We start from the raw sequence: 15,747 nt of genomic DNA, 5'->3' as shown, positions 1-15,747 counted from the left end.
CTGGTCACCCGGCTCGGCCCACAGGCCGCGCCATGTCCGTCCAGCAGGCGCTCGCCAACCTACGCAGCGCGCCGGTGTGCTGCCGCACAAAGTCGCGGTTGGTGTCGTCGTGCAGATAGGCATCGGCCACCAGCGCGTACTGGTGGTCGCCCACCACACCTGTGGTGGCATCAAACGCAAACAGGTAGTCCACCGTGGCCGCCATCTCAAAGGCGCCCTTGTAGCCATGGCGGCGCACGCCCTCCAGCCATTTGGGGTTGACCGCACGCGAGCGCACCACACGCGCCACCTCTTCGCCCAGCGTGCGGATGCGCGGCGCACCGGGCACACTAAAGTCACCGTGGTAGAGCGCCGCCGCCTCGCCGGTCAGGGCTTGCACGGCCACCGCCATGCCGCCCTGGAACTGGTAGTAGTCGTCCGAGTCCAGCACATCGTGCTCGCGGTTGTCCTGGTTGTGCAGCACAGCGTCCAGCCCAGCCAGGCGCTGCTCAAAACTGCCGCGCGCTGCAGCCCCGTGCTCGCCCTGCCCGTAGGCAAAGGCACCGGCGCGCAAATAGGCTTGGGCTAGGTCGGCACCATCGTTCCAGCGGCCGCTGGCCATCACTTCCTGCAGGCCTGCACCATAGCCGCCGGGGCGTGGGCCAAACACACGCCATGTGGCTTGCCGCTCCGCCACCAAGGCACTCAAGCCCTTGGCTTGCGCATCGGCCGCCTCGCGTTGCACGCGCGCGCGGACGGGGTTTACGTCGTCGGGCTCATCTTCTTCGGAGATAGCGGCCACGGCGCGCACGGCGGTGTCGAACAGGTCGATCACATTGGGGAAGGCATCGCGGAAGAAGCCCGAGACACGCAGCGTCACATCCACCCGCGGGCGGTTGCGCACCGACATGGGCAGCACCTCAATATCCACCACCCGGCTGCTGCCATCGGCCCATTTGGGCCGCACGCCCAGCAGTGCAAAGGCCTGGGCGATGTCTTCTCCGCCCGAGCGCATGGTGCTGGTGCCCCACACCGACAAGCCTACCTGGCCGGGCATGGTGCCGTGGTCCTGCAAATGGCGTTCAATCACGCGCTCGGCCGCCGCCGCGCCCATGGCATAGGCGGTTTGGGTGGGCACGGCGCGCGTGTCCACCGAATAGAAATTGCGCCCCGTGGGCAGTACATCGGGCCGGCCGCGCGACGGCGCGCCACTGGGGCCGGGGGGCACCAGACGGCCCGACAGCCCGCGCAGGCACTGTGCGATCTCTTGCGGACCACAGGCCTCCAGACGCGGACGCAGCACATTGCGCATGCGCTGCAACACCGGGGCCGCGTGCGACCAGGTGGCGTCATCCAGCGCCATATCCGCCACCACACTATCTATCACCAGTTGCCGCGCCAGCAGCTCCAGCCGCTCCCGCGTATGGCCGGCATGGCGCCAGGCGTCATCACTTTGTGCCTGCAACACGGCGGGGCGTGGGCCATTCCACGGCGTGGACCATTCGGGGCTCAAGGCATTGAATCCGTCCACGCCTTCCAAACCGAGGTCTTGTGACAGCGCTACCAACAAACTGCGCTGCCCGGCCAACGTGCCACCGGGAAAGCGCGCCAGCGCCACCAGGGTGTCAATCTGCTGGCGGCCTTGTGGCGAGGTGCCCAAGATGTGCAGTCCATCGCGGATTTGAGATTCCTTGATCTCGCAGAGATAGGCGTCCAGCCGCTGCAGCAGCGCCTCGCGGCCCGCGTCATCGGCGGGCTTGGCAAAACCCAAATCGGTGTGCAGATTTTCCGTGAGCACACGATCCAGAATGTCGCCACGCAGGCGCTGCGCACGACGCGGGTCCAGCGAGAGCGCCTCGTAGTACTCGTCCATCTGCCGCTCCAGCTTCTGCAGCGGGCCATAGGTCTCGGCCCGCGTCAGCGCGGGCATCAGGTGGTCGATGATGACGGCCTGGGTGCGGCGCTTAGCCTGGCTGCCCTCGCCCGGATCGTTGACGATGAAAGGGTACAGGTGCGGCAGCGGGCCGAGGATGGCATCGGGCCAGCAGTTGGCACCCAGCGCCACACTTTTGCCAGGCAGCCATTCCAAATTGCCGTGTTTGCCCACATGCACCACCGCATCCACCGCAAACTGGCGGCGCAGCCAGAAGTAGAAGGCCAGGTAGTTGTGTGTGGGCACCTGGTCCGCATCGTGGTAGCTGGCCACCAGATCCAGGTCACGCCCACGCGCGGGTTGAATGCCGACAAATACGTTGCCATAGCGGTAGCCCGACACCATGAAGCGGCCGCTGCGCACCATGGGATCCTGCTCGGGCGTGCCCCACAGGGCGTTGACGGCGTCGCGGTTGGCGGCGTCCAGGCGGTTGAAGTCTTGCAGGTAGTCGGCCATCGTCAAACTTTGGCCTGCGGGGCGGTGGTCGTTGGCGTCCAGGTTGTTGGTCACGCCGGCCACCAGTGCTGCAATCAGCGCGTCACCACCCTCGGGCAAATCGCCAGTGGCGTAACCCCCGTCCTGCATGGCGCGCAGCAGGGCCACAGTGGAAGCCGGGGTATCCAGGCCCACGCCGTTTGCCAGACGCGCGTCGTCATTGGGGTAGTTGGCCAGGATCAGCGCCACGCGCTTGTTCGCATTGGGCTTGTCGCGCAGCACACACCAGCGGCGCGCCAGCTCGGCCACAAAAGCAATGCGCTCGGGCTCGGCCTGGTAGCGCACCACGTCAACTTCAGTGCGTTCGTCGCGCCACGCCAAGCCCTTGAAGCTGATGGCGCGGGTGCCGATGCGGCCGTCCACCTCGGGCAGCACCACCTGCATGGCCAAGTCGCGCGGGGCCAGACCATGCGGGTCGGTCTGCCACTGCTCTCGTGCGCAGCCGGCGGTGATGAGTTGCAGCACAGGCGCATCGCCCGCCAAAGCCTGCAGTGGCGGTCCGTCTACTCCATCACTGTCACCACTGTCGATAGCACTCAATGCAAAGCTGGTGGCATTGAGCACCACGCCCACGCGGTGCTCTGTGGCCAGCGACTGCAGCAGCGCCAGGCTGGCTGGGTTCTTGAGCGAGTCCACCGCCACGGCCAGGCTGTTGAGCCCCTCAGCCGACAGCGCAATCTGCATGGCGTCAAACACCGCCGTGTTGCCAGCCTGCCAGTGCGCGCGGTAGTACGCCAGCAGGACCACCGGGGCGCCAGCATGCCAAGGCAATGCGGCCACTGCGCCGTGGGGCGGCACCAGCAGCGCGGGAGGCAGCACGGCAGGCGCTGCGGGTCTCTCGCCGACACCAAACGCGGCATGGCCAATCAGGTCGAAGAAGCTGCGCGCGTTGTCCGGCCCGCCCTCGCGCAGGCAGCGCCACAGGTGGCGGCAGTCCTCATGCGCGGCGGTGCTGCGCAGCAACAGTTGCAGATCTTCGCTGGCATCGCCCGAAAACAGGGCCAGCCACTGGCCGCGTTGCTGCGCCAGTTCGCGTACCTGCTCCACCAAATAAGCCCAATCGCTGGCAGCGCCCAGGTGGTCGATGACCACCACGCGTGCGTGCTGGAGCACCTCGTCCACATACATGTCTGCCGAAGCAGGCTGGCGCAGCCACATCAGGTTGGCCAGGCGCACCGTGGGGAAGTCGTTGGACAGCGCACGCGCAGCGTCTGACAGCAAGGCCAGCGTGGTGTCCGCCGCACTCAGCACCACGATGTCCCCTCGCGTCTGCTCCACGCGCACCACGCCCTGACCTCCGTCTTCGACGTGGCCTCCGGGGCGGGTGGAGAGCAGATGCATGGTGGGCGGTTCTCTGGTTACGCTGCGACGGGCGCAGCCAGCGCGGCGTTCAGCTCGGCCTGCAGCGCCGGGCCATTGAGTTCGGAGCCAATCAGCACTAGGCGCGACTGGCGTGCTTCGCCGTTGGCCCAAGCGCGGTCAAAGTAACTGTCAAGACGCGTGCCCACGCCCTGTACCACCAGGCGCATGGCCGCACCGGGCAAGGCCACAAAGCCCTTGGCGCGGTAGATCTCATGGCGCCCCACCAAATCCCTCAAGGCAACCAGCAGGCCGTCGCGGCTGGGCACATCCAGCGTCACCTGCACGGAGTCAAAGGCATCGTGGTCGTGGTCTTCTTCCTCATCGTGGTGGGTTTTGCGACTGTCGATCTGGTCTTCCACCGCGCGCTCCAGGCCCAGCAGCAGGTCGATGGCAATGCGGCCATGCTGACCATGCACCAGCTTCACGCCCGGCTGGGTCTCCTTGCGAATAGCCGCTTCGACCTCCACCAATTGGGCGGACGTCACGCCATCGGTCTTGTGCACGATCACCAGGTCGGCCGTGGCCAACTGGTCTTCAAACAGTTCGTGCAGCGGGGAATCGTGGTCCAGGTTCTCGTCAGCACGGCGCTGGGCGTCCACGGCCAAGGGGTCATCGGCAAAGTCGCCGGCGGCCACCGCGGGCGCATCCACCACGGTCACCACGGCATCCACAGTAAAGGTGTTGCGCAGCGCCGGCCACTGAAAGGCCTGCACCAACGGTTTGGGCAGCGCGAGGCCCGAGGTCTCGATGATCAAGTGGTCGATCTGGTCGCGGCGCTTGGCCAACTGCTCCATCACGGGGGCAAATTCTTCCTGCACGGTGCAGCACAGGCAGCCGTTGGCCAGTTCGTACAGCTGGCCGTTTTCTTCACCGTTCTCATCACAGCCAATGCCGCAGCCACGCAGCATTTCACCATCAATGCCAAGTTCGCCGAACTCGTTGACGATGACGGCAATGCGGCGACCTTGGGCGTTGGCCAGCAGCTCGCGCAAGAGCGTTGTCTTGCCGCTGCCGAGGAAGCCGGTGACGATGGTGGCGGGGATTTTTCGGGTTTGCATAGATTTTTCTCGGATAAGGATTAACGGGGCGGCAAGGCCTTGAGACAGTCCACCAGCATCTGGGCGGCCTCGCCAAGGCGGGGGCCGGGGCGCGACAGCAGGTCCATGCGATCCGCGTCCAGCAGACACAGCTGCTGCTGACGCACTGCGGGCAAGGTGCTCCAGCCGGGACGGTCGGCAAGATTGGCCAGCGTGGCGCGCGGGCCAATGATCAAGTCGGGCGGGCGGCGCAGCAGCAGTTCGGGGTTGATCTTGGGGAACAGGCCCAGCTCGCCACCCACCACGTTCACCAGGCCCAGGCGGGCCACGGTTTCACCAATGAAACTTTTCTCGCTGGCAGCGGTGGGTGCGGGCCCCACCTCCACATACACGGTGCGCCCGCGCAAGGCGGCGGGCAAACGTGTTGCAGCAGCATCCATCTCGGCGTCCAGGCGCGCCACCAACTCGGCTGCACGCAGCGGTTCCCCCAAAGTCTCGCCCAGCTTGAACAGCATGCGCTTCAAATCTGCATGGGTACGGGCATCCAAGGTCAGCACCGGCACGCCCAGCGCCTGCAGCCGCTCTGCGGCCCGGCTGCGCGGCCCCAGCAAAACCATCTGCGGCCGCAGGGTCACAATGCGCTCAATCTGCGCATCCTCCAGCCCCCCCACTTTGGGCAAGCTCTGCACGCTGCCAGGCCAACTGGAATGTCGGTCCGTCCCTACAAGCTGGGCGCAGCGGCCCAGCGCACACACCGCCTCCGTCAAAGAGGGCGACAGCGTGACGATACGCGATACAGGCTGTACCGTAGGCACACCCTGCGCAGCGGCCAGGCCTGACAGAAGCCCGATGGCGACGAACGGGGACACGCTGGGCAGCCTGCGCCAGGCGACGCTGGCGCTGCCCGTTACGAATCGCAAGGTGGCGACCGACATCTCAGTCTTCGATGCCGCGTTGGGCAGGCACCCCTGCATTGAAGTGGTGCTTGACCAGCGTCATCTCGGTCACCGTGTCCGCCAGATCCACCAGCTCGACCGGTGCATTGCGGCCGGTCAGCACCACATGCACATGCGCCGGGCGCTCGCGCAGGCAGCGGAGGATGGTGTCCAGCGGAATCCAGCCATAGCGCAGCGGGTACATGATTTCGTCCAGCACCACCATGAAGTGCTCACCGGCACGAATCGTGGCCTCCGCCTTGGCCCAGCCGTCCAGCGCCAGCTGGGCCGAGTGGTCCAGGTCCTTGCTCTTCCAGCTGAAGCCATCACCCAGGCCCTCGATGGGAATGCCCAATTGCTCGAATAAGCGGTGTTCGCCAAAGCGCGCGCTGGGCACCTTCATGAATTGGTAGACCTTGACGGCCTTGCCGCGCCCATGCGCGCGCAATGCGATCCCGAATGCGGCGGTGCTTTTGCCTTTGCCATTTCCGGTATGTATGAGCACCAGGCCGCGACGCTCGGCCGTGGGAATAACGCGCTCGTATTCGACGGGAGGGGTTTCAATTTCCACGGTGCGGTCCTATCAGGCGGCGCTGTACAGGCGCTGCTCAACCAACACACTGCCTTTGAGGCGATGTAAGGCCTTGGCCGCGGCGAGCACGCCTAGGTCCACCAGGGGCTCCAGCAGTACCACAGTCATGTAGGCAGCACCAAAACTTCCAATCTGGGCAAAGTTCTCTGCATTGAAGCCATGGCCATACAAAGCCCAAAAACTCACCCACGCGACGATGCCGCCCTGGTAGGCCACGGACAGCTTGAATGCCTGCTGATAGCTGATATCCACGTAGGCCATGCTCTCGGGAACAATGCGGCGCGCCAGCGCATGGGTGGCAAACAATGGCACCAGCAAGGTGGTGACATTCATGCCGTATTGCGGCAAGTCCTGCTGCGCAAAAAACAGGCTCTGGATGGCCAAACCACCCGCAAGCCCAAAGGCGGCAGGCGCCACACCAAACACCAGCAACAAGGTGGTGCCCAGAATCAAATGCACTTCGGATACGCCCACCGGGTGGTGCGGCAGCAACTCGAAGAAAGAAAACACCAGAGCGACGCACAGCAGGCTGCGCAACAACAGAGACAGGACGCCATCCTTCTTGACCGCATCCACGGCCAGTTTGCTTGCGTACACAGCGGCGGCAGTGCCGGTGGCGTAGCTCAGGAAAATTTTGGTTCCATCCACCAGTCCAGGTTCGATATGCATGGTCTAACTCCTTGTGAATGAAAAATATGAACAACTAACAAAAAAGCAATGGCGCGAGGTATTTTCAGCGAGGTATTTTCAGTTCGATACCTCTCTTACGCATGGCCGGTAGCGCGACCCACTGCCCGTCAATGGCGTGGATGGCGATGCGGTAGTCAAACACATCCACCAAGGCTGCGTGGGTGCTGGCATCGTCACTGGCTCCATGGTGGGTCACCCGCCCTTGCGCCATCACCACCACCTGGTCGGCATGCAGGGCCATGCTGATTTCGTGCAGCACGCTGACCACCGTGGTGCCCTGCGCCACCAGGGCGCGCACCACGTCCAGCCAGTCGGCCTGGTGCGGCGGGTCCAGGTTGGCCAGGGGCTCGTCCATCAGCAGCACCTGGGCTTGCACGGCCAGCGCGCGGGCCAGCAGCACCCGCTGGCGCTCGCCGCCGCTCAGGTGGCCCAGCGGGCGGCAGCGCCAGTCCCAAGCCTGGGTGGCGCGCAGGGCTTGCTCCACGGCGGCATGGTCCGCGGCACTGGCCGGGGCCAGCCAGGCCTGGTGCGGCAGGCGGCCCAGCAGGGCCACATCCCACACGGTCAAATCGTCGGCAGAGGTTTCGTTCTGGCCCAGCCAGGCCAGCTGGCGGGCGCGCTCGCGCTGCGGCAAGGCCCGCAGGGGTTTGCCAAACAATGACACCGTGCCGCTGTGGGGTAGCACACCGGCAAGACACCGCAGCAAAGTGGACTTGCCCGCGCCGTTGGGGCCGACGATGCTGGTCCATTGGCCTGCGGCAATGTCCAGCGACACGCCGTGCAGCACCTGCTGCTTTGCGATGCCATTTCCGAGGCTGGCGCTGATGGAATCTGCGCGGATAGCTATATTTTTCATAGCATCTTTCTGGCTCATGCGGCACCTCCGCTGTGCCGGCCGCCCCGGTGCATCAGCCACAGCAGGTAGCCGCCGCCCAGCACCGCCGTCAGCACGCCCACGGGCAACTCCTGCGGTGCGAGCACGCCGCGCGCCAGGGTGTCCGCCCCCATGAGCAACACGCCGCCTACCAAGCTGGAAAGCAGCATGAGGTGCGCGTGCGTGGTCTTAACCACCGAGCGCACCAGGTGCGGCGCGGCCAAGCCCACAAAGGCAATCAGCCCGGTTTGCGCCACGGCCGTGCCGGTGGCCAGCGCCAGCACCGCCACCAAAGCTGCGCGCATGGGTGCGACCGGCAAGCCCAGGCTGAGTGCCGTCGCGTCGCCCAAACTCAAGCCATCGAGCACCCGCGCCAGCAGCCACGCGGCCAACACACACACCAACCAGACGCCCGCCATGAGGCTGAACGAGGTCCAGCCCACAAAGGCGGTCGACCCCAGCATGAAAGCCTGCATGGCCTGCAGCGAGTCGGGGGTGAAGAGCAGCACCAGGTGCGTGGTGGCGCCCAGCACCACGCCAACCACCACCCCCGCGAGCAACAGGCGCAAGGTGTGACCCACACCACGGCTTAGCAACAGGGTCAGCAACACGGCCGCTACAGCACCCACAAAGGCCGCCCCGGTCAAGCCGATGCGCACCCACACGCCGCTGGAAAACACGCTGACTGCGACTGCACCGTTCATCATGCTGCCGGCGCTGCCACCACCCAACATGCCGGCCCCGCCACCTAGCGCGGCGAGTGCCAACGCAACGCCCAGCGAGGCGCCCGAGGCGCTGCCCAGCAGATACGGATCCGCCAGCGGGTTGCGAAACAGGCCTTGCGCCACGGCTCCCGCAAGCCCCAACAAGGCACCGGCCGCCCAGGCACCCGCTGTGCGCGGCAAGCGGATCTGCCAGACGATTTGCTGCGCCATGGCGGTCTGAGCAGGGTCTTGCTCGGGGTGCAGCAAAGGGGTCAGCAGGTTCTCGAACCCCGTGCTGCCCACGCACACACCCACCGCCAGCAGCACCAGTGCCGCCAGCACGCCAGCCAGAGCCAACCAGCGTACCCAAGGGTTGATCACGGCTTGCCTCCGCTGGCAGGTGACTTGACTTCCAGACACTTGGCCATGATGCGCGCGGCCTCTGCCATGCGCGGGCCGGGGCGCACCAGCACATTGGCTTCGTCGGTGGGGAAAATACAAACGCGGTTTTCACGCAGCGCGCGAATGCTTTGCCAGCCCGGCCGGGCCATCAGGGCGCCGGCGCTGCGCTGGCCGATCAAGATCACATCCGGGTTGGCCCGCACGATGAATTCGGGGTTGAGCTTGGGGAAGGGGCCCAGCTTGGCAGGCACGATGTTTTTGGCACCCAGCCGGGTCAGCGTTTCCCCTATGAAGGATGACTCACCCGCCGCATATGGCCCTTCGTTCACCTCAAAGTACACCTTGGCGCCGCGCGCTTTGGCCGGCAGCGACTGTGCAGCCGCCGACACGCCCGCATCAATCGCGCGCCAGATGCGCTGGGCGTCCGGCACCTCCAGCAACTGGCCGAGCTTGAGCATCACGCGCTGCACATCCGCATGGGTTTTGGGCTCCAGTGCAAAGACCTTGATGCCCAGCGACTCCAGCCGTTCGCCCGCGCGCGACGACTTGGCCATGAGCACCACGTCAGGTTTGAGCGCGACGATCATTTCGATGTTCGGGTCCAAGCCGCCGCCCACCTGGGGCAGCTTTTGCAGGCTGGCCGGGTAGGTGGAATACCGGTCCACGCCCACGATGCGCGGGCAGTGACCCAGCTCACACACGGTCTCTGCCAACGAGGGCAACAGGCTGACGATGCGCTGGGGGGCGGCTGGCAGCGTGAGGGTGACACCTCGGTCGTCGGTGACTTGCAGGGCTTGGGCTGCTTGAGGAACCATGCATACCAACGCAAGCACCGTCGTCAGGCGAGGCACCCATACGTTTTGCTGCGCGGGCTCCTCCTTTACCTCCGCAAAACGCATGGGCGCCCCGCCTTGCCGCCAACGTTTCAGCAGGCGCAGTGTCCAAGGGTTTTGCGGAGGTAAAGGAGGAGCCCGCAACGCGGGCGGGGGACACGCAGCAAAGCCCTTGGGCACTGCGCCTGCGGCCCGCCCACCAAGGTGCCGAGAGATACCTGAGAGCCAAAACATCATGGGGCACCCTTCAAATAAAGAGGCAGCCCAGCCGCCATCAAGGTCACGCGCTCACACACCGCGGCCACATCCTGGTTCAAACGCCCCAGCGCATCCACAAAGGCGCGCACCTCGCGCCCCATGGGAATCACACCCAGACCAATCTCGTTGCCCACCAGCACCACCGGGCCCGCAGACTCTTGAATTGCTATCAAAAGAGAAGCTATTCGCGCAGAATCCATGGGGGCTACAGCACTATTTGATGCATTTTCTGCAGGCATTAGCAGGTTGGTCAGCCACAGCGTCAGGCAATCCACCACCACCAGGGTGCGGGCATTGCTGTGCTGGCGGATGGCCTCGGCCAATGCAAAGGGTTCTTCCACCGTGCGCATGCCGGGCACACGCTCGGCGCGGTCAGCCTGGTGACGGGCAATGCGCTGGCGCATTTCCTCGTCCCACGGTTGGGCGGTAGCGATCAGCACGGCCTCATGGTCAGGCGCCGCATCCAGCCACTGCCGGGCCAACAGCTCGGCACGGCGCGACTTGCCGCTTTTCTGGCCGCCCAAGATCAGTTCGCTTTTGGCAATCGTCATGACACTCTTGCTCCAAACCGTCCTGCTTGGTCAGCGTCCATCCACTGCATGAACAGCGTATGCATCTTGCGCACACCATCTGTCAAAGCCGCAGGACCCGGTTGCAGGATGTCGGGCGACTTGATCTCGAACAGTTGCTGGTGGCGTACTGCGTTGACCACACCCCAGCCCTCACGCGCCGCCACGTTCTCAGGCCGAAATTTTTTGCCGCACCACGATCCCAGAATGATGTCGGGGTTGCGGCGGATGATCTCAGCGCCATCGGCAATGATCCGCTGCTTACCCATGCGCTGCAACGACAGCTCGGGAAAATAATCTTCCCCACCGGCAATGCCCATGAGCTCCGACACCCAGCGGATCGCGCTGATGTGCGGGTTGTCCCACTCTTCAAAAAACACTTTCGGCTTGCGCGCACCCGCAGCCACTTTGGCCGCCACCGCCGCCTGCATGGCCCGCAAATCGGCCTGCATGGCTGCAATGCGCTGGGCGCCCTGCTCTGCTTCACCCACCATGGCGGCCAGCTGGTAGAGCATGGAAAAAATCTCTGCCACGCTGCGCTGGTTGAAGATGGTGACCTGCACGCCGCGCTTGACCAGGTCTGAGGCGATGTCCGCCTGCAGGTCTGAAAAACCCAGCACGCAGTCAGGGCACAATTCCATGATCTTGTCGGTCTTGGCGCTCAAGAAAGCGCTGACCTTGGGCTTCTCCTCACGCGCGCGGCGCGGCCGCACGGTGTAGCCAGAAATACCCACGATGCGGTGCTCCTGCCCCAGCAGGTACAGCCACTCGGTGGTTTCCTCGGTAAGGCAGACGATGCGCTGCGGGCCGCGGTGGAAATGCAAAAGGTCCTGCGTCATAGAAGTGCCCCCTCTGGCGCCGTGAACAGCTCAACCACTGCGGCGGGGCAGGACGGAAACCAGGCATGGAAGTAGCTCGCCCGCACGGCGCCCTGCTGCCACACGGCCTCGCCAGCGTCTGGCAAAGGATCGTGGTCGGGTTTGGCGGTGCGGGTCGCGGCTTGTAGCGGGGTGCTGGTGGTGGAGTAATGAAATGTGTGGCCACGCAGAGTGCCGCTTGGCAGCTTGAGTTGCTGGGGACCCAGACCAGCCAAACGCTTCTGCATGGTGACTTCCCCCGGCAGCAAGCCCCACTGCGCGTGGCGGGCACCATCGGCGGTGACCAGGGTGTCAAACAAGGCCATCATGCCGCCGCATTCGGCCCATACGGGCTTACCGGCGGCAATATGCGCCGCCAGACTTTCACCCAAAGAGATGTTGTCCGCAATCGTCTGGGCATGCAGCTCCGGGTAGCCTCCGGGAATCCACAAGGCATCACAGGGCGGCAATTCAGCATCTTGGAGTGGCGAGAAAAACACCGGCTCTGCGCCCAGCGCACGCAGGGTGTCCAAGTTGGCAGCGTAGATGAAACAAAAGGCCGCGTCGCGAGCCACGGCAATACGTTTACCCGCCAAAGAAGGAAGGTGGGCATGTAGGCTGTTCTGCGCAGTGTACCGGAGCCGCCCGCATCGCGGGCTCCGCGGTGACACGGAGCAAAACAGCCTTTGCCCTCACACCCTCTTGCGCGCCGGCAACCCCAACGGGGGTAAACACCACCGCCCACCGCTGTAAATCCTCCAAGGTCATGCGTCCCAACTGCGTTTGCGCCAACGCATCCGCCGCAGCGTCCAGCCGCTCCATCGCATCGGTAACCTCACTCGCCACCGTCAGCCCCAAGTGCCGCTCCGGCAAGGTCATTGCGGCGTTGCGCATCACCGCACCCATGAAAGTGCTCCGGCTCCCGCACACTACCCTGCAACATGGCTGCATGGCGCTCGCTGGCCACCCGGTTGGCCAACACACCGGCCCACGGCAAACCAGGCCGGTAATGCTGCAGCCCATAGGCCAGTGCGCCAAAGGTGCCCGCCATGGCAGAGGCATCCACCACCGCCAACACCGGCAGGCCGAACTTCACCGCCAAATCGGCAGCACTCGGGTCCCCGTCAAACAGGCCCATCACACCTTCCACGATGATCAGGTCGGCCTCCTGCGCAGCGGCGTGCAAGCGGGCCCGGCAGTCCGCCTCCCCCGTCATCCACAAATCCATCTGGTACACCGGCGCGCCACTGGCCAGCGTGTGCCAGTACGGGTCCAGAAAATCCGGCCCACACTTGAACACCCGCACCTTGCGCCCCTGCCGCGTATGCAGCCGCGCCAACGCCGACGTGACGGTCGTCTTGCCCTGCCCGGAGGCGGGCGCAGCAATCAGAAGGGCAGGGCAGGTCGCAGCGGCCATGGAAGCTTTCATTGGGGTTGGTAGCGCAAGGTCATGTAGGCGGCCCGGCCCGGCTGGTTGTAGCCCAATGCGGTTTGGTAGAACTTGTCACCCAAGTTGATCACACGGCCTTCAACCGACCAGTCCTTGCGGATCTTTTTGGCCGCAAACACATCCAGCGTGGTGTAGCCGCCTAAAGACACGGTGTTGGTGGCATTGTCAAACGTGTCCGAGGTGGACAGCAGGGTTGCGCCCAGCGTCCAGTTGTCTACGGCGTAGCTCAGGGTTCCGCTGAGTTGCAGGTCAGGACGACGCACCAGCTTCTTCCCCGTCAACTGGTTGCGCGCGTCCAAAAAATCCAGCGCGGTGCGGTACGTCCATCGGCCACCCTCGCCTTGCAACGCAAGCGTCCATCCATCGAGATTGACATAGGGAATATTGCTGACGGTCGGCTCACGGGTAATGAAGCCCTGAATCCGGTTTTCATAGTGCACCAAACTCAGCAACTGGTTGCCGATCGCCAGGCTGGCGCCCACCTCGGCGTTTTCACCTCGTTCGGGCTGCGTTGTGGCGTTTCCCTGAAAGTTGGTGGGCACCGGGTCAAACCAATACAGGGTGTTAAAGCTGGGGACCTTGAAGCTGGTGCCGTACGCACCATGCACGCGCAAGTCGGGCGTTACCTTGTAACCATAGCCCACCAAACCCGTGGAGGCCGAGCCAAACTGGGTGTTGCGGTCGTGACGCGCATTGGCTTGCCAGCTGTGTGCGCCCGCGCTGCCAGACAGCCCCAAAAATGTCGATTGGGTGGTCCGGTCATTCACCGTGTAACGCTGGGTGCCATCCACCATTTCACGCAGGGCCTCCACACCTGCAAACACCTTGCCCACCGGTGTGGCCACTTCGTTCTGCCAACTCCACTGCTGCTGCTCGGTGTTGAAGCGGCTGGTGGAGGTGCTGGTCAGGTTGGTGGATTTGTCAGCACTGGTGCTCAACTCAAAACGGGACTTCCAGGCCGGGAAAATTTGCCCCGCCAACCCGATTTTGCGGATGGCACTGGTGGACTCGCCCCGCACGTCAAAGGGGTTGCGTCCACCGTCATAGTGGTTCACCCCGTCTGCTTGCACCAGCAAGCCTTCCAGACTCCAGCCTTCCGCAAACTGCCAGTTCACACTGCCTTGCACCGAATTTTGGGAATAACCATCGCGGTCGGCATTAAAGCCAGAGGTGTTGGTAGAACCCAGGCGGGGGTTGGTGGCAGAAAAGCCGCCCTCACTCTGGGTTTGCACACCCAAGGCATAGCGGAGTGTCTGCGTGCCCGCGCTGAAGCCCGTCGCAAGCTCAGCGCGGTCCCACTCGCCTGCGGTTAGGCTGGCGTAGGGGTGGAATCCTTCCCGGCCTTTGCGGGTGAATATCTGCACCACACCACCCACCGCGTCACTGCCATACAGCGCAGAAGCGGGTCCTTTCAATACCTCTATACGCTCAATCATCTCCAAGGGAATGCTGTCGAAGTTGGCTGTGCCCGAGGTAGAAGATCCATACCGCACACCGTCTATCAGCAGCAAAACATGGCGGTTTTCGGCGCCGCGGATAAAGATACTGGACGTCTTGCCCAGGCCACCGTTGGAGGATGTCTGCACACCCGCCGTGCGTGCCAGCACTTCAGACACAGAGCGCCCTACATTGCGGCGCAACTCTTCTTGGTCAATCACAGTCACATCGGACATGACCTCGTCTGCACGCATCTCGGTGCGTGTGGCAGTGACCACCACTTCTTGCAGTTGACGCACCTCTTGCGATTGCGCCCAGGACGAAATAACCAGGGACAAGCCCAAACCCAGCGCCAAGGATCGCGCTTTGGAAAACACAAAAGACATGAAATAAAAACCCGACTAGGAGCTCTCCCCGGCTTCCCCGCCAGGGCATGAGCGTCACGGAGTTGCGCCAGGCGCAGCTCCACCGTGTTGGCCGGTATCCGGGCTGGTGGAAACAACCTCCATCGTCTTCCCAAATGCGTGTTCAAAGCACTCAGTGACTGTGATGAAAGCGGTGTCGGGTGACACGTCCACTTACCGTTGCGGGGGCAGCGCAGGTTAGGTTCGCTGGTGCCAGCATCACCCTCCTGCTTCCCGTTGAACTGCGGCATGTGAACCACACCGCGAGCACCAACGGGCGGATTTTACGCTGCCCCAGCTTGCGCCCACCCTACAATGTGCGATCTATGTCGAACCAGACCCCCATCGACCAAATCGCCGAACGCGTGGAGCGCCTGCTGGTGCGCTACGAGGAGCTGCAGCGCACCAACGCCCTGTTGGCTTCGCAGGTAGAGACCCTGACCCATGAGCGCGACGGGCTCAAGTCCCGACTCAATGCTGCGCGTGCGCGGGTCGATGCGCTGCTGGAACGCCTGCCCGACGCCCTGGCCACGCACAAAGACGCACCATGAAACAACTCGAAGTTCAAATCATGGGGCAGAGCTACCTGCTGGGCTGCCCCGAAGGCGGTGATGCCCGCCTGCTGGAAGCCGTGGAGCGTGTGGACACCGCCATGTGCAAAATCCGCGATGCGGGCAAGGTGCGCGCCCGTGACCGCATCGCCGTACTGGCGGCATTGAACCTGGCCTTCGACCTGTCCGAACGCCCCACGGCTGCGACACCCGCGACCACGGAGACAGCGCCCGTTGCGGCCAGCCTGGCCAGCAATCCCGCCGGAGACGGCAGCCTGCTGCTGAACTCTTTGCTCGAACGCCTGGATGCCGCGCTTGGCGAAGACGGCCGGCTGCTCTGAAATCACCTTGACGCCTGCGTGCGTTCGCAGGCCGGCCTACAATA

Annotated in this window: 13 protein-coding genes, 1 pseudogene and 1 riboswitch; of the genes and pseudogenes, 2 read left to right on the top strand and 12 right to left on the bottom strand. The window is 64.3% G+C overall.

What is annotated here, in order from left to right:
• Positions 1-4: 4 nt before the first annotated feature.
• The 12 genes and pseudogenes from cobN to U5O12_RS01490 all read right to left on the bottom strand — a co-directional run bounded on the left by cobN (position 5) and on the right by U5O12_RS01490 (position 14,793).
• Positions 5-3,748, bottom strand: a complete 3,744-nt coding sequence (cobN, locus tag U5O12_RS01550; RefSeq protein ID WP_416221416.1) for a cobaltochelatase subunit CobN — start codon at positions 3,746-3,748, stop codon at positions 5-7.
• Positions 3,749-3,765: 17 nt separating this feature from the next.
• On the bottom strand, positions 3,766-4,827 hold the full coding sequence (gene cobW / locus U5O12_RS01545; protein WP_322576930.1) for a cobalamin biosynthesis protein CobW: 1,062 nt from the start codon (positions 4,825-4,827) through the stop codon (positions 3,766-3,768).
• Positions 4,828-4,847: 20 nt separating this feature from the next.
• Complete coding sequence (locus U5O12_RS01540) at positions 4,848-5,741, bottom strand: helical backbone metal receptor (RefSeq protein ID WP_322576929.1); 894 nt, start codon at positions 5,739-5,741, stop codon at positions 4,848-4,850.
• Between the two features lies 1 nt (position 5,742).
• Positions 5,743-6,312: a cob(I)yrinic acid a,c-diamide adenosyltransferase gene (gene cobO / locus U5O12_RS01535; protein ID WP_322576928.1), complete on the bottom strand. Its 570-nt coding sequence runs from the start codon at positions 6,310-6,312 to the stop codon at positions 5,743-5,745.
• A gap of 12 nt (positions 6,313-6,324) precedes the next feature.
• Complete coding sequence (locus U5O12_RS01530; RefSeq protein WP_322576927.1) at positions 6,325-7,002, bottom strand: energy-coupling factor ABC transporter permease; 678 nt, start codon at positions 7,000-7,002, stop codon at positions 6,325-6,327.
• A 64-nt stretch (positions 7,003-7,066) separates the two neighbouring features.
• Positions 7,067-7,879, bottom strand: a complete 813-nt coding sequence (locus tag U5O12_RS01525; RefSeq protein ID WP_322576984.1) for an ABC transporter ATP-binding protein — start codon at positions 7,877-7,879, stop codon at positions 7,067-7,069.
• A 14-nt stretch (positions 7,880-7,893) separates the two neighbouring features.
• Positions 7,894-8,979 carry a FecCD family ABC transporter permease gene (locus tag U5O12_RS01520; protein WP_416221422.1) on the bottom strand — a complete coding sequence of 362 codons (1,086 nt, stop codon included), beginning with the start codon at positions 8,977-8,979 and terminating at the stop codon, positions 7,894-7,896.
• On the bottom strand, positions 8,979-9,902 hold the full coding sequence (locus U5O12_RS01515; RefSeq protein WP_416221415.1) for an ABC transporter substrate-binding protein: 924 nt from the start codon (positions 9,900-9,902) through the stop codon (positions 8,979-8,981). The genes U5O12_RS01520 and U5O12_RS01515 overlap by 1 nt, the downstream gene beginning before the upstream one ends.
• A gap of 167 nt (positions 9,903-10,069) precedes the next feature.
• Positions 10,070-10,645 (bottom strand): bifunctional adenosylcobinamide kinase/adenosylcobinamide-phosphate guanylyltransferase, encoded by a 576-nt coding sequence (cobU, locus tag U5O12_RS01510; protein WP_322576925.1) that lies wholly within the window; start codon positions 10,643-10,645, stop codon positions 10,070-10,072.
• On the bottom strand, positions 10,642-11,502 hold the full coding sequence (locus tag U5O12_RS01505; protein WP_322576924.1) for an ABC transporter substrate-binding protein: 861 nt from the start codon (positions 11,500-11,502) through the stop codon (positions 10,642-10,644). The genes cobU and U5O12_RS01505 overlap by 4 nt, the downstream gene beginning before the upstream one ends.
• A pseudogene (locus U5O12_RS21090) lies at positions 11,499-12,937 on the bottom strand (cobyrinate a,c-diamide synthase). Before U5O12_RS21090 ends, U5O12_RS01505 begins: the two are co-directional and overlap by 4 nt.
• 8 nt (positions 12,938-12,945) lie before the next feature.
• On the bottom strand, positions 12,946-14,793 hold the full coding sequence (locus U5O12_RS01490) for a TonB-dependent receptor domain-containing protein (protein WP_322576923.1): 1,848 nt from the start codon (positions 14,791-14,793) through the stop codon (positions 12,946-12,948).
• Positions 14,794-14,864: 71 nt separating this feature from the next.
• Positions 14,865-15,101, bottom strand: a riboswitch (cobalamin riboswitch).
• Positions 15,102-15,137: 36 nt separating this feature from the next.
• Here U5O12_RS01490 and zapB point away from each other — a divergent pair.
• Both zapB and U5O12_RS01480 read left to right on the top strand, forming a co-directional pair.
• The gene (gene zapB / locus U5O12_RS01485) at positions 15,138-15,362 is read left to right on the top strand and encodes a cell division protein ZapB (protein ID WP_322576922.1); all 225 of its coding nucleotides are present in this window, start codon (positions 15,138-15,140) and stop codon (positions 15,360-15,362) included.
• Positions 15,359-15,703, top strand: a complete 345-nt coding sequence (locus U5O12_RS01480; RefSeq protein ID WP_322576921.1) for a cell division protein ZapA — start codon at positions 15,359-15,361, stop codon at positions 15,701-15,703. The genes zapB and U5O12_RS01480 overlap by 4 nt, the downstream gene beginning before the upstream one ends.
• Positions 15,704-15,747 lie beyond the last annotated feature (44 nt).

The sequence above is a fragment of the Rhodoferax sp. genome, from assembly GCF_034519335.1.
Taxonomy (GTDB): Bacteria; Pseudomonadota; Gammaproteobacteria; order Burkholderiales; family Burkholderiaceae_C; genus Allorhodoferax.
This window is presented reverse-complemented; position numbering and strand designations above follow the sequence as displayed.

What these genes read in the sequence shown, in the direction of transcription:
- U5O12_RS01490 (WP_322576923.1), bottom strand. Translation starts at nt 14,793, where the DNA reads ATGTCTTTTGTGTTTTCCAAAGCGCGATCCTTGGCGCTGGGTTTGGGC.
- U5O12_RS01505 (WP_322576924.1), bottom strand. Translation starts at nt 11,502, where the DNA reads ATGACGCAGGACCTTTTGCATTTCCACCGCGGCCCGCAGCGCATCGTC.
- U5O12_RS01480 (WP_322576921.1), top strand. Translation starts at nt 15,359, where the DNA reads ATGAAACAACTCGAAGTTCAAATCATGGGGCAGAGCTACCTGCTGGGC.
- cobN (WP_416221416.1), bottom strand. Translation starts at nt 3,748, where the DNA reads ATGCATCTGCTCTCCACCCGCCCCGGAGGCCACGTCGAAGACGGAGGT.
- cobW (WP_322576930.1), bottom strand. Translation starts at nt 4,827, where the DNA reads ATGCAAACCCGAAAAATCCCCGCCACCATCGTCACCGGCTTCCTCGGC.
- U5O12_RS01515 (WP_416221415.1), bottom strand. Translation starts at nt 9,902, where the DNA reads ATGCGTTTTGCGGAGGTAAAGGAGGAGCCCGCGCAGCAAAACGTATGG.
- zapB (WP_322576922.1), top strand. Translation starts at nt 15,138, where the DNA reads ATGTCGAACCAGACCCCCATCGACCAAATCGCCGAACGCGTGGAGCGC.
- cobU (WP_322576925.1), bottom strand. Translation starts at nt 10,645, where the DNA reads ATGACGATTGCCAAAAGCGAACTGATCTTGGGCGGCCAGAAAAGCGGC.
- U5O12_RS01530 (WP_322576927.1), bottom strand. Translation starts at nt 7,002, where the DNA reads ATGCATATCGAACCTGGACTGGTGGATGGAACCAAAATTTTCCTGAGC.
- U5O12_RS01540 (WP_322576929.1), bottom strand. Translation starts at nt 5,741, where the DNA reads ATGTCGGTCGCCACCTTGCGATTCGTAACGGGCAGCGCCAGCGTCGCC.
- U5O12_RS01525 (WP_322576984.1), bottom strand. Translation starts at nt 7,879, where the DNA reads ATGAAAAATATAGCTATCCGCGCAGATTCCATCAGCGCCAGCCTCGGA.